This window comes from Haloarcula onubensis, assembly GCF_031624605.1.
Lineage (GTDB): Archaea > Halobacteriota > Halobacteria > Halobacteriales > Haloarculaceae > Haloarcula > Haloarcula onubensis.
The window spans coordinates 279,294-293,909 of sequence record NZ_JAMQOS010000006.1 but is presented as its reverse complement, the minus strand read 5'-3'; the positions used below and the strand labels follow the sequence as shown (position 1 = coordinate 293,909).

Annotated in this window: 8 protein-coding genes; 4 read left to right on the top strand and 4 right to left on the bottom strand. The window is 50.9% G+C overall.

All coding sequences use genetic code 11. The features are described 5' to 3' along the window. The first annotated feature begins 1 nt into the window (after window position 1). Window positions 2-2,869 carry a DUF1156 domain-containing protein gene (locus tag NDI86_RS17900; protein ID WP_310901738.1) on the top strand — a complete coding sequence of 956 codons (2,868 nt, stop codon included), beginning with the start codon at window positions 2-4 and terminating at the stop codon, window positions 2,867-2,869. A 5-nt stretch (window positions 2,870-2,874) separates the two neighbouring features. Here the strand turns inward: NDI86_RS17900 and NDI86_RS17895 are convergent, their stop codons facing one another. Continuing rightward, the gene (locus NDI86_RS17895; protein WP_310901737.1) at window positions 2,875-3,411 is read right to left on the bottom strand and encodes a hypothetical protein; all 537 of its coding nucleotides are present in this window, start codon (window positions 3,409-3,411) and stop codon (window positions 2,875-2,877) included. Window positions 3,412-3,510: 99 nt separating this feature from the next. Between NDI86_RS17895 and NDI86_RS17890 the strand changes: the two genes are divergently transcribed. Further along, complete coding sequence (locus tag NDI86_RS17890) at window positions 3,511-7,437, top strand: helicase-related protein (RefSeq protein WP_310901736.1); 3,927 nt, start codon at window positions 3,511-3,513, stop codon at window positions 7,435-7,437. A 295-nt stretch (window positions 7,438-7,732) separates the two neighbouring features. On the opposite strand, the gene NDI86_RS17885 is transcribed toward NDI86_RS17890, so the two are convergent. After that, the gene (locus NDI86_RS17885; RefSeq protein WP_310901735.1) at window positions 7,733-8,578 is read right to left on the bottom strand and encodes a TIR domain-containing protein; all 846 of its coding nucleotides are present in this window, start codon (window positions 8,576-8,578) and stop codon (window positions 7,733-7,735) included. Between the two features lie 379 nt (window positions 8,579-8,957). Between NDI86_RS17885 and NDI86_RS17880 the strand changes: the two genes are divergently transcribed. Further along, a complete protein-coding gene (locus NDI86_RS17880) occupies window positions 8,958-9,359 on the top strand; it encodes a VOC family protein (protein ID WP_310901734.1) in 402 nt (133 codons plus the stop codon). Between the two features lie 884 nt (window positions 9,360-10,243). Continuing rightward, window positions 10,244-11,194 carry a twin-arginine translocation signal domain-containing protein gene (locus tag NDI86_RS17875; protein WP_310901733.1) on the top strand — a complete coding sequence of 317 codons (951 nt, stop codon included), beginning with the start codon at window positions 10,244-10,246 and terminating at the stop codon, window positions 11,192-11,194. 404 nt (window positions 11,195-11,598) lie between these two features. On the opposite strand, the gene katG is transcribed toward NDI86_RS17875, so the two are convergent. Both katG and NDI86_RS17865 read right to left on the bottom strand, forming a co-directional pair. Further along, window positions 11,599-13,746, bottom strand: coding sequence for a catalase/peroxidase HPI (gene katG / locus NDI86_RS17870; RefSeq protein WP_310901732.1), 2,148 nt, complete (start codon window positions 13,744-13,746; stop codon window positions 11,599-11,601). A 409-nt stretch (window positions 13,747-14,155) separates the two neighbouring features. Continuing rightward, a complete protein-coding gene (locus tag NDI86_RS17865; protein ID WP_310901731.1) occupies window positions 14,156-14,581 on the bottom strand; it encodes a TRAM domain-containing protein in 426 nt (141 codons plus the stop codon). Window positions 14,582-14,616: the final 35 nt, after the last annotated feature.

The window sequence follows — 14,616 nt, the reverse complement described above, 5'->3', positions numbered from 1 at the left end:
CATGACTAAGAAAAATCGAAATCGACCACGGCTAAAGATCCAAGACCCACTTCCGATTAGAGCAGTCGGCATTGAAAATGAACGCGAGAGAAAGAATTACTCAGATCTTCCTCCGCAAAATTATATCCATAATTGGTGGGCTAGACGGCCGACTCCCGCTTCCCGACTAGCTATCTTAGCTTCAGTTCTACCTGATTCAGTCGACGATGACACTCTGCTTAGGTGGATGGAAATTAATCCAGATAACAAATCTGCTGAAGATACAGTAGCAGAACACGTTAGACAAAGAAAGGAGATGAAGGAGGAGTGGTCTGGGAGAGTCTACGATTTATATGGATATAGGAAATCATATAAAAGAGTCCCACAGGGTAAAGAAAGAGATCGTCTTCATAAGGCAATAAAAACAGCATGGGGAGGAGAACTTCCTACAGTAATGGACTCCACAGCAGGTGGGGGATCCATTCCGTTTGAGAGTCTGCGTTATGGTTTCCCCACCATAGCAAACGAGCTAAATCCGGTAGCCTCAGTCATTCTAAAAGCGGTACTCGAACATCCAAGAATTGAGTCTGATCTCTCTGATGACATTGAAAAATGGGGAGAGCGCATTAATGAGATTGCACGGAATAAATTAAAAGAGTACTATCCGACCAACCCAGGAGAAAGGGTACTTGAAACGATCTGGGCCCACAAAATTACTTGCCCAGACTGTGGATTTGAACTTCCGCTGGCAGGTAATTGGTGGTTAGATAAAGATACCGGCCCTGTCAGGGGAATAGCCATCCGCCCGATAGTTGATCAGGAGGATTTGAGGGCAGATTTTGAGATTGTACGTATTCCTGAAGATACAGAAACTTCAGAATTTAACCCAACTAGCGGTACTATCTCACATGGAAAGGCGACATGCTTGAATTGCGACGTAGTAATTGATGGAGAAGAAATAAACTCAAAGCTCCAGTCTGGTGACTTTGACTATCAAAGTATGGCAGTGAGATACGAACAACGGGGAGAGCGTGGCTTTCGGGTAACAAATGAGGAGGAAAAAGAAGCTATCTCTAAAGCAGTGGATCGGGTCGAGAATGACCCAGACTTATCCACATTTCTCGCAACCGAAATCCCTGACGGGGAGAAAACTTCCGAACCAAGACGCCGCGGAATATTTGAATGGCGAGATATGTTTTCACCCCGCCAGCTGCTTGCCCACTACACCTATTGGCAAGCATTCGAGGAATCCAAGTCTGAAATCCAATCGTCGTACTCTGATGTAGAGGCTGAAGCTATTCTCACGTTCTTGGCCATTGGTTCTGATAAAGCGCTTGATTATAACAGTAGGATGTCTGCTTGGGATGCTTCCAGACCAAAAATTGGCCATACCTTCGCAGGATCTGACTTTGCATTCGCGTGGGACTTTGCGGAAAGCCATCTCATAACAGAGGATCACGGGTATCAATGGGTACTTGACTCGATAGTAGAAGTGTACGAGGAGCTCAAAGAATTATCTGGGGAACCCGAGACACCTTTACAGATTTTCCAAGGGGATGCTGCTAACTTGTCACTAGAGGATGAGTCTGTAGATGTAGTCGTACTAGATCCACCGTACTATAGCAGTATTATGTACGCAGAATTATCTGATTTCTTTTATGTATGGTTAAAAAAATATCTAGATGATATCTATCCAACTTGGTTCCTAGATGATGTCACTGATAAGGAGTCAGAGGCAGTTGCTAATCCTTCGCTATTCGAAGGAATAGCCGGAGAAGGGACTTCGAAGAAAGAACTCGCTCGACAAAAGTATGAGAGTAGGATGACCGACATGTTTGACGAGATCCACCGAACTTTAGCTGATGATGGGGTCTTCACGATGATGTTTACTCATAAGGAAACCGAAGCGTGGGATACCTTGACTACCGGTCTCATTGAAGCCGGATTCGCAATTTCTGCGACTCATCCGATTAGTACTGAGACGCCAGATCGAGTCCAACAGCAGGGTCGAAACTCAGCAGAGAGTACAATTCTACTCACAAGTGAAAAGAGAGACAAACAAGATGAGTCTGCCAGTCTATGGGATGATATAAGAAAAGAAACTAAAAATGCGGCTGTTGAGCGAGTCCACTCGTTAGAAGAGAGGGATGTCGACTTCACGAAAGTTGACCTGATATTGGCGTCGTTCGGTCCTACTCTCCAAGTATTCACAGAAAACTACCCCGTTGTAAATTCACAAGGTGAGGAGGTTAGGCCCGAGGCTGCTCTTGATGAGGCTCGGGAGGCTGTTCTGGACTATCTGACTGAAAAATATCTGAATAAAGAAGTTCGAGATGTTGATCAAGATTCCCGATGGTATCTCCTTTCCTGGTTCGTCTTTGGAGCAAAGAAGTTCCCCTTCGACGAAGCAAATAGACTCGCTATCGGGGTTGGTACAGACATCGCTAAACTTAAAGACGAGAGACGGATGTGGAGAAAAAGCCAAGATAATATTATTCTAAGACCCCATGGCGACAGAGTTCAGAGCATCAACAAAGACCCAGATACTCGATCTGGACGTAAACCGGTCAACCCAGACTCATTATCTTTCTCCACAGATCTAGATAAGGTTCATGCTGCAATGCATATATACGACGTACGAGGGGCTACTGAAGCTTGGAACTGGATGAGCGACAGAAACTGTGATTCCGATCCAGCATTTAAGGCCACTCTGGAAGCATTACTGCGGGTTCTTCCTCAAAACCATGGAGACTGGGAACTAGCACGAAATCTTGCAGCAGGTGAGACTGGGGAACTTCTTAATTTGGATCTTAACGCAGAAATATTTGAGAAGGATGATGAAAGAGAAGAAATCCAAGGAACCCTCAAAGACTTCTCATCAAGCAGGTGAAACAGTTAGTTCGTGGAAACCTGTTTGACTGCCTCTATTAATTCTTTTTTTGTTTCAGTTGAGATACGGGCCACTCCAACTCTTTCATAAACAATAACAGATGTAGATTTGGTCCGAAGTTCCTCAAAATCTATTGAAGAAACCGCATTCCCGGAGGCACCAATACACCAAATACTGTCTCGTCTGGCTTGCGATATTAATCTTTTCCACTGATCGCTGACTGTCCCTTCGAATACAGATTTTGTTAGGAGGATTATCACCACATCAGCGGTCCTCGATGCTTTAGAAATCATATCCGAAAATCTTTGAGTGTCTTTAGCACTGGTACCTTCTACTACATTTAGTTCCGAAATAGGATCTGATCCTTGTAAATAACCGTACTTCTTTGAAAGAATATGTATTGAAATATCTCCATAAGAACTTAACTTTTCAGACAAGTCTTTTATAGATAAAAAACCCCCTTTGAAAAACTCATCAACAGACTCCACATTTACCCTATCTGCCGTAGTCCCAGAGCCATTCGTGAAGATCTCTATTTGCATAGAGATAACTGTAGCTTGGTTATTTATATAAGTATCTCACCAGTAGCATTACACCTGTTATTTATTATTGGCACCATCAAAAATGGATATCAAACATATATGAGCCTCCGTGAATACAGTTGGAAATCTATCTATGAAAGCCAGCCAAGCAACGATGTCGCTCATCTAATCAAGGAGTTCTACGTCCCGGCGCTCGAACGAAGCATCCAGTACGACCGGATTGCAGGCTACTTCGATAGTGGTTCTCTCGCTGCTGCTGCAAACGGAATTGAGGCTCTCGTCGAAAACGACGGCCGAATGCGACTCATCGTCGGCGCACAGCTTCAGCCGAAGGATCGGCCTGTGCTGGAGGCGCTTGCCGACGATCTTGACGAGAACCTGACGGACTTGGATGACGAAACGCTCGATCAGCAACTCCAGCTACTCGCCTGGCTCCTCCGAGAGGATCGACTCGAGCTCAAGATCGCGGTCCCCAGCTGCGGGGAGTGGGGTATCTTCCACCCCAAAGTAGGGATCTTCCGAGATGAGGAAGAGAACTGGATCTCGTTCGAAGGGAGCATCAACGAGACGGCCGGTGGCTGGACGCGGAACTACGAGCGGTTCAAAGTCCACCGCTCGTGGGACGACGGCCAAGCCCCCTACGTCGAAGGCGACCGAGAGTCGTTCAAGCAGCTGTGGAAAGACGAGCACGCGTACGTCGATGTCTACGATCTACCGGAGGCCCTGAAAGAGGAACTCATCGACTGGAAGGCCCCAGACAACGACGTCGAAGTCTCACAAATTGTCGAGAAACTCCGCGAACCAGAGCCCCCGACCGACGGCGACAAAGGGCGAATTCTAGCTGACGGAGCGCAGGCGCCTGGCGGCCTCCAACTCGCCGAAGAGGCAAGTACAATCGACCCATGGCCACATCAGCGGGTCGTCTCCGATACCGCCGTCAACACATATCCGAATTCATACCTCCTCTGCGACGAGGTCGGGCTTGGCAAAACCATCGAAGTCGGTCTGACACTCTCTCGACTCGGGTTGACAGGCGAACTCGAGAACTCACTCGTCCTCACGCCCGCCAGTCTCGCCGTCCAGTGGCAGGAAGAGCTCTGGGAGAAGTTCAACATCAACGCCTACCGGTACGACCGCGGAAGCGACTACGATTACGTCTTCATCGACGCGTTCGGAGAGGAGCATTCGATCCCCGACGCTAGCGACATAGATATCGACGCAGACCGACGAGATGAGGCGTGGACAAATAGCCCGCTGTGGCGGTTTGCACACACTCAAAAGGACGCTCCCACGCCGACCGTCATAATCATGTCCTGGCACACAGCGCGTCTCACAGGCCGGTGGGACCAGGTGGCTCCCGCTGACGAAGGGACTGTCCGAACGAGGAACGATATCCAAGCAAGCTGTCGAGGGCGCAGTACAGACGGGAGAGAAGGTGTCTGGGACGCAGTCGTCGTCGACGAGTCGCACAACGCCCGTCGTGGGAGCAACTTCTACAACTTCCTTGAGCGGCTCCGCGATCATACCCACTGCTATTACCTACTCACCGCGACGCCGATGCAGCTCCACCACCGGGAACTCTACGACCTTCTGACGCTCCTCGATATCCCGGAGGCCTGGGACGATCGAGACAGATTTGTCGAGTTCTACGAGACCCGCCAAGCTCTATCAACCGTTCTCGAAGGCGGAGCAGACCTGTCATCTCGCTCAACATCAAGTGAGCCCACGCAAGCAACACTCGACGGAACGTTTCAGGATCAGTTTGATTCCTCGGTTGAATACGCGGACGTCGTCCTCGAAGGGCTCGTAGACGAACTTGGGGTAGAGGATCAGGGTCGTGGCGTTGCGAAGCAGCGACTCCTCGCAGCCTGCAATCTGGCACGGGGATATGGACGGCAGTATGATGACTACCGGCGGAAAGTCGACGCCGCTATCGACGAGCAAATCGATCCATTCGGGGCTGACGAGAACACAAAAATCAAGCGGTTGCTGTATCCAGAATCAGTGCTGAATGAGGAGATGATTATCTCCTCACGAAGTGATAGGCTTGATGCGCTCGATGAACTCAGTGAAGACGGCTGGAACGTCCTGAAGGACGTGTTCTCATGGGCGACGCCGGTCGATGCGTGCATCCACCGGAATACCCGAGATACGCTCAGAAAATATCGCAAAGCAGGGCTGCTTGAAGCTAGGGTACCAACCAGAAAACCCGAGCGACGCCGGATCGAGCTCGACGAGCAGACTCGCCGAGTGTATGATCGAATCGACGAGTACACCCGGACCTTCTACAAGAAGGCTCAACAGTCGAGTGAGATGGAAACCCGCGCAATTGGGTTCGTAATGACAACGTACCGCCAGCGACTCACTAGCAGTGTCTATGCAATTTCACAGAGTCTCTCTACCCGGTTAGAAAAGCTCCGGACACAGCGAAAGGTGCTCGAACGACGAAAGCGGATTCGAGACGACCAGGACGAGAATCGTCAGGCAGCCCTGGATGCGTTGAGCGAATACAGTGAAGATGAGATTGCCGAGTTGGAAGACGCCGGCGAAGACGTACTGAACGTCGATCTAACTGAACTGGCACCGAGTCTCACAGATGAGGGCATCAATCTCCTCAAAGAGGAAATCGAGGAATTGGAGTCGTTCATTCAGGAAGTCAAGCAGGTCGATGGCGACCCAAAGATGGATCAGCTGTACGACGACCTCGACATGCTCGACCGAAAAGGTCGGAGTCGCATCATTGTCTTCACGCAGTACAAAGACACGATGCACTTTGTCCGCCAGCAGCTCCGGTGGAAGTACGGCGAAAATATCGCCTGTTACTCGGGTGACGGGGGCGAGATGTACGACGAAGAAGCGGACACCTGGCGGAATGTAGGGAAAGAACGTGTCAAGCGGGAGTTCTCCGATAACGATGGAGAAGTAGATATTCTGGTGTGTACCGACTCAGCGAGTGAGGGGTTGAACCTGCAGGAATGTGGTGCGATGATCAACTATGACCTCCCGTGGAACCCAATGCGAGTGGAACAGCGAATCGGTCGTATCGACCGAATCGGTCAGGAATACGACGACGTCTACATCCTCAACTACAGCTATGAGGACACCGTCGAATCAGATATCTATGACCGACTGGACGACCGCATAGGTCTGTTCGAGTACGTCGTCGGCGATATGCAGCCGATTCTATCCAGTGTCGGATCGAAGATTCGAGAGGCAACGATGGTTGAAGGGGTGAAAGCGGACAGCGAGGAATATGAAGAACTCGAACGAGATATCGAACAAGATATCGAGGAACAGCAAGGTGAGGACGATCCAGTAGAGCTCAAGGATTCACTATCAGAGGTCGACAGCGACCGACCCCTACGGGAACAGGTTATTCAAGAAGCCCGTCTGGATGCTTGGGAAACCTATTCTCATCCTGATCTCGGGAAGGTTGGGAACCCAAGTGAAAACCGAGATCCCGTCTTTACCGTAGAGGCCACCAAGGGAGTCTTCTTGGAGAACGAAACGCTCAGCGAGGCGGGAATCCAGTTCGATCCACTGTCGCAGCTGGATATCGAATTCGACCTCACTGAACCGGAAGACGCAGAATTCATATACTGTCTTCAACATCCGGGAGACGCGCCTATCACAGCGGAGGAAAGTGAGGATACCCTCGCAGCGAGCATCGCAAATCACCGCCAAGGAATCGGTGTAACCTTCGACCCCGATGCGGCTGAAGAGTACCCCTCACTCCGATTCCTCGCTCCGGGGAGTCCCTTGTTCCACTGGTTAGCAGCGACGCTCGTCGAAGCGTCGGATCAGCTGAATCTTACCCAATCCGCCTGTACTGCGAATTCTGACGGAAATATAGTCGGATCTACTGAGGAGCCGTGGATTGTGACCGGGTGGGCCGAAAAAGATGAAGCAGACACGTCACTCATCCAGCTTACGGACAGTGGCTCAGTTGAGGAGCGGGCAGAGACGGTGGAGTTCCTTAATCAATGGGCGCAGGAATTCATTGAGAACCGCACCAAATCGTCGTAATTCGGGCGATTAGAGGACATTTGCGATCTGTTCGAGAAACGCGATGGTGAGTGACCCCTCCAAGGCACTCTGCTCTTCGTGTGCTTCTACCCACTCAATTGGAGCCTCAACTTCACCTTCGGGTAAAACGGAGTGGTTGCAGTGTGGTCGTGAATATCGGCGAATGCTCAACTGGCCAGACTGACGGTCAGCATAGAGATTAATATACTATCGTGATATTCGTCTCGTTTTGTCTTTATCAAGCAACCAGTGCGAGATGTAGCCTATTCTCTTATCGGCCCGGTTAACTAGCGGCTCAGGTTAGCTTCTTTACTTCTCCTTGGTCAACTATCCTCAAATCTTCCCATCTTAATATATTATTCAAGTTTTTAATGATCTGCTCCCTTTCTTTATCATTTTCAATGTAGTGTCTAGGATGGATCAGCTTTTCAATAATAGATATTATATTTGAGGGATCTTCTTCATTCAAATCTTTGAGGTTTTCTAAAATCGTTCTCTTCCTTTCACTCTCTAAATCTACTCCCCTTTCTTTAGCCTCAACTGGAAATGTTGATATCCACTCGTCTATACTGCCTTCTTTTGCATCATCCCAATCAATGTCGAAATTCAAGCGCTGGAAAAAGTTTTCAATTTCCGTCCCTCGTTTTATTTCTCCGATTAGTTCAGCGATGTAGTCTAGGGTTTCAGGATCGAAATCTTCCAAATCACCGTTGTTGAGTGGTTTTGTACGCGTTTCCAATATCTCTTGATAGAGTTCTTGGGCGACCTCAGGAACAGACATTGAATCACCAGAAATCAGATATCGTTTGCCCAATAGCTTGTGATGGAACTGTACATCTTCTGGTGTGATATCATAACAAACAGGAAGGATAACCTTATCTTTTTCATTCACATCCCTTTGAATTAGTGAATCTAACTCTTCTTGCGTCCAACTCTTCTCAAAGAAAGCTTCAGAAAGGATAACAACACCAAAATCCGAGTTATGCAAACCGCGCCGGATTTCGTTGGGGATGCTATCTCCGACAGAAAGTTCAAAATCATCATACCATACGCTTAGACCGCAATTTTCCAACTCCTTAGCCAGAGGCTCAACAAAGGCAGTTTTATCTTCTCCCGCATGGCTTAGAAAAGCATCCCACATATTATCAGTTTCCTGTTACCATTTTACTACCCCATGAATTAAAAACTCACCTGTAGAATGGTCCATATCTGGTCCATGCAGTTGGTACGAGTTGAGCCCGCAATCGGAATCCTCGTTTTGGAACTGAGCGGGATTGGTTCGTTAGTGTATGCTGAATGTGCAGGCTCACTGAGCAATTGGCTCGTCCCAACCGTTCTGAAATCAACTCTGTGAGTGATGTCTTTTGGCTCCGTCTCTGTGTATTTGATCGTCGACCGTGGCTGTGAGGGTGATCAAAGTGGCAGCTCACCCTAGGGAACTGGTCGTGATTATCCCAGCATTCTCGACCGAGCAAACTGACGGTCAGTACAGTTAACAGCTCTCACAGAGTCCTCTCTCTATGGATCCGAAGATCTCGCTCGTAACGATTGGTGTCAAAGACCTCGACGAGTCCATCCAGTTCTATCGAGATGGTCTCGACCTCCCGATGCGAGATCGTGAGCCAGATAGTGATGTCGCATTCTTCACCCTCAAAGGGGCGTGGCTTTCGGTCTATCCGCGGGAGAAACTTGCCGAAGATGCTACCGTCCCTGACGACGGAACTGGGTTTTCAGGGATGACGTTAGCCCACAACGTGACCAGTGAGGACGAGGTCGATGCAGTACTTGCGGAAGCGAAGGCTGCTGGTGGTCGTATCGTCAAACCAGCACAGGACACCTTCTGGGGCGGATATTCTGGGTATTTCGCTGACCCCGACGACCACCTCTGGGAAGTAGCGTGCCCCGATCTTACCGACGAATAGCACCTTCTTGGAGATCTATTGTAGGCCTGCGGGTGTTAGATTCGCAGCCACACTGAGCAGCAGGTTCGTCACAACAGTGCTGAAATCAACTTTATGAGAACTGTCCATTGACTCCGCCCCTGCGTATTCGATTTCTGCTAGTGTGTCTCGCACTATTCGCGGTGCCAGCTCTTTCCAAGAAACTGCTCGTGCTTCTCGCCCCATGCTTGACCGAAAAAGTCAACTTTCAGATAGGAATGTCACAAATCAACAGACCAGTTGACTTACCCGAAACCTGTTCGGAATGTCGGACGAGATACAAGGAGGAGTTTAGCGTGGCGGTTTTTATTTTTGCCAGCTCGCTGAATTATAGGCTCTTGACACTCAATTTATCATGTCTGGTTAGAGGTATTGTCTGCTTGGATGTAGTGTGAAGCCATGGCGGTGCCCCGTTGTGAGGGACGCTGCCTCTGATAATGGTTGCTCATGGGGTTCTGGGTAATGATGCATCCCGCTACTTAGACAACACTTGGAGTCCGCCGATCTGTTCCAGCGAACCAACCACTTGACGACCGCTTATTCCAGTAGATGTCCCCGGTTTGGCCACCGATCGTCAATGGTAGCACCGTCGCGTCAGCGGCGGTCGCTGCCGATATTGACTCACTAACCCAAAATACACCAGATTTATTATTCATATAGCTGTTTGGGCATCAGTTGCACAGGTTTTATTCTGTGAGCCTCGTCAGAACTGTGTCAGTGTGATCGGCTGATACTAGCTCCACAGGCAATTTGGAGACTTTTGGTGATATATCTGCGATGAATGGTTCTGATGGCTTTTCTGTTCCAAATAGAGAGGTTGATGAAACGGAGTTAGTTTTTTCATCTATAAACTTAATTTGGTTTGTATGATTAGTAGACGTGATTTTTTAAAAGGTAGTTGTGCTGTAACTGTACTCATAGCAGGTTGTCAGTCTGATTCCAATAGATCATCGGAAACAGATATAACACCCACAGGTGAGTTTGCTGAAGTTTCAGAAGTTCCTCAATGTGGAGATATTGACGGCACGCACGTTTTATTAGCGACTCCTGAAGGGTTTAGTGTAACTGCTAGGACTGAGGAAGCAGCGGAGTCTTTTGTCGAAGAAGAAATCAACCCAGAGAATAACAATATTTTGATAGTAGAAGCTACTGATAGATATGTCATTGAGTTCAGGAATGAGGTGGTCAGTGAGGATCTGAGGCTCCTCATAGATCAATATGATAACATCACGGGTTATTTCCAGGGACTCAGTAGACCAACGCTAAACGAAGTCGGCACGCAAATTCAATCCTCATTAGCAGAGGCAGAAACAGTTTCAGAGTATGGCATTCAATATGTTTCTACAGAGGAGTCGTCTCCAGACCTGATAGCGGCTAGTATTACTGTTGCAGAAGGTGAAGATTTAGTGACTTCGCCGAGCGATATTACATACTATGTCGAAACTGACGATGGAGAGGAAACGGTTGCGGGAGGATCAGAAATTGAAATTATTCGGTCTGAAGAGTTTGAAAATAGACCTGATAGATTAACAATTGAGTTCAGTGAATCTGCACAAAACCGATTCCAAGAATTAGCAAACCAAGGAGCTATTTCCGCTGGGCCACCCGGAAATTTACGAATGGAACTAAATAATGAGACGATTTTTGAAGGTTTTGTCTCTTCAGAACTTCTTGAATCAATGAGGTCCGGTTCTTGGGAAGGTAGGCTAGTTCTTCCAATCAGAGATTCACAAACACTTTCACAATTCCAATCGGCCGTGGGGCTGGTTAATACATCTGTTCCTGTGAATACAGATATTGAAAATTGCGAAAGTTAATAATCATCCAAGCTAGGGATAAAACAAAGCCATATCCATTGAGATATATTGGCTGATTCAGACCGTCTATTTCTGGTAACTTCCTTATGTGTAATGGACACCCTGTACTTTGGACGAGTGTCAGAACATGCCAAGAAAAATATATATTGACCGACAATCAGTATGCACGTTAACTGAGCAGCGTATTCGCTCAACAGACGGTGCAAAGAAGAGGGATTCCCAGTACCGATTTGTTCAAAGAGGATTGTGGTCGTGCTTCTCGCGGCATGTTCGACCAAGCTATCTAACGATTAGTACAGACTATCCACTGAACAACGGCGGTAGCGCGCCGTTGCGTCCCAAACGAAAACATACGTCCATCGGATATCGGACGTAGCGCGGACGTGGGTCGGTTGGCGGATTGTCTACTCGAGATCGAAGCGATCGAGAGTCATAACCTTGCTCCAGGCATCAACGAAGTCCCTGACGAACTTCTCCTCGGCGTTGTCAGCGGCGTACACATCGCCGATAGCGCGCAGCCGAGAGTTCGACCCGAAGACGAGGTCGAAACGGGTACCCCGCCACTCGACCTCACCAGTCTTGTGGTCGCGGGCGATGTAGACGTCGTCCTCGTCGGACCGCTCCCACTCGATGTCCATCGTGAGGAGGTTCTGGAAGAAGTCGTTGGTCAGCGTGCCCGGCTCGTCGGTGAACACGCCGAGGTCGGAGTCGCCGTGGGTTGCACCGAGCGACCGCAGCCCGCCGACCAGCACGGTCATCTCGGAAGCCGTCAGGTCCAGCAATTCGGCTTTGTCGACGAGCAATTCCTCCACGACGTCGACGTTCGCCGCGTCGACATCGTCACCGATGTAGTTCCGGAAACCGTCGGCCTTCGGCCTCAGCGCCTCGAAAGACTCGACGTCGGTCTCTCCGGCGGTGGCATCAACGCGCCCCGGCTCGAACGGTACCTCGACGTCGTAGCCGGCGTCGGCCGCCGCCTGCTCGACGGCCGCGTGCCCGCCCAGCACGATGAGGTCGGCCAGCGACACGCGGACGTCGTCGGATTGCGAGGCGTTGAACTCCTCTTGGACCTCCTCAAGGGTGCGGAGCGCGGCAGTCAGCTTCTCGGGCTCGTTGACCGCCCAACTCCTCTGGGGTTCAAGCCGGACGCGCGCGCCGTTCGCGCCGCCACGCTTGTCGCTGTCGCGGTACGTCGACGCGGACGCCCACGCCGTTTTCACGAGCTGCTGGACCGACAGGTCCGTCGCAAGGATGGCGTTCTTGAGATCGGCGGCATCCTCATCGTTGATGAGCTCGTAATCAGCGTTCGGCAGTGGGTCCTGCCAGATCATCTCCTCATCGGGAACCTCGGGGCCGAGGAATCGCTCCGGCGGGCCCATGTCTCGGTGCGTGAGCTTGTACCAAGCCCGCGCGAAGTTGATGCCGAACTCCATCGGGTTGTCTTGGTAGCGCTCGATGATCTCACGGTAGTCCGGGTCGCGCTTGAGCGCGATGTCCGTCGTGAGCATCATCGGCGTCACCGTGTCGTCGCCCTCGACATCAGGCGCGGCCGTCCGGAGGTCCTCGTCGAGCGGGACCCACCGCCAACCGCCGCCGGGCCCCTTCTCCGCGGCCCACTCGTAGTTGAGGAGATTGTCGAGGTACCCCGTGTCCCACTCGGTCGGCGCCGACGTCCAGGGCCCCTCGATGCCGCTAGTGATGGTATCTTTGCCCTTGCCGGAGCCGTAGTCACTCTCCCAGCCCAGGCCCTGGTTCTCGATGGGGGCAGCCTCGGGTTCCGGACCGACGTGCTCGTCAGGGTCGGCCGCGCCGTGGACCTTCCCGAACGTGTGGCCGCCAGCAATGAGCGCAGCGGTCTCCTCGTCGTTCATCGCCATCCGGCTGAAGGACTCCCGGATGTTCTCCGCGGACGCCTCGGGATCGGGGTTGCCATCAGGACCCTCTGGATTCACGTAGATGAGGCCCATGACGGTCGCGCCGAGGTCGCCCTGGAGGCTGCCGTCCTCGTCCCAGCGCTCGGAGGCCTCCCACTCATCCTCAGGCCCCCAGTCAACTGCTTGATCGGGCTTGAACGTGTCCTCGCGACCGCCTGCAAAGCCGAAGGTCTTGGCGCCCATCGACTCGATGGCGACGTTCCCCGCAAGGACGATAAGATCTGCCCACGAGAGCTTGCGACCGTACTTCTGCTTGACCGGTTCGAGTAGCCGCCGGGCTTTATCCAGATTCGCGTTGTCCGGCCAACTGTTCAGCGGCGGGAGGCGCTGTGCACCCTCTGACGCCCCGCCACGGCCGTCAGTCGTCCGGTATGTGCCCGCGCTGTGCCACGCCATCCGGATGAACAGCGGGCCGTAGTGGCCGTAGTCAGCCGGCCACCATTCTCGTGAGGTGGTCATCACGTCCTCGATATCTGACTTCACCTCCGCAAGGTCGAGTTCCTGGAACGCATCCCCGTAGTCGAATGCCTCGCCGTGTGGCCCGAGATTGCGGGCATTCTCGTCGAGGATTTCGACGTTCAACATCTCCGGCCACCAGTCTCGATCAGACTGACTCATTGTCAGATAATCCGCATCCACACATATAATATTGTTTAACTCGAAAATAGAGCTTTGGGTAAGTGAATAATTATTTGTTAATCCTGATTTCTCAAGGACGGCGCAAACGGGTCACCCGACGAACAGTGATGCCTACCTAGCGGTTCGTCTCAGAGTTTCAAGCCACGAATCTGCTGACCGTGAGCGCGAGTGGACTGAGCAGCTGGTTCCCCCGATTGTCTCGAAAATAATTCTGTGAGAACTGTCCGTTAATTCCGTATCTGCATGTTCGAGTTACGCTTGTGTGTCTCTCGATAGTTGGCAGTGGCAGTTATCTTCAGAAAACTGGTCATGCTTCTCGCCGGAATCAGTGCCAAAAAGCGACTGACTCTTCTTACGGAGAAAGCTGCTTTGCGTAGAGTGAGCGCCGTTAGCCCTCTTGCTCAATGTCGCCCGGGCGGTCTACTACATCCGCGAATGCGACGTTTTCTCTTACATTCGTGATCTCAACGGTCACTTCTTCACCGAGAGAGGTATCACTCACGATGACGACGAATCCACGCTCGACGCGAGTAATACCGTCGCCCTGGTCACCAATACTCTCAATCTCGACAGTCCGCCGTTCACCCTCTTCAACCGGCGGGTTCGACTGGGCGGGACGACTGTCCGAATTTGACACGGTAGCATCGTCACTATCGCCGTTGGCCGGTCCCGGTAGTAGCGCTACGCGATAGGTTTCACCGCCTTGGACATCGCCAGTATCGACTTCGCCTCTCGGAACCTCAATAACGAAGTTCTCATCGTGCTGCTCAATCTGAGCCGAAAAGAGAGTAAGTAGTTCAGTCGGAATTTCCATACGTAGGTTCTGTAATTTCTTTCTCCGGCCGGTCT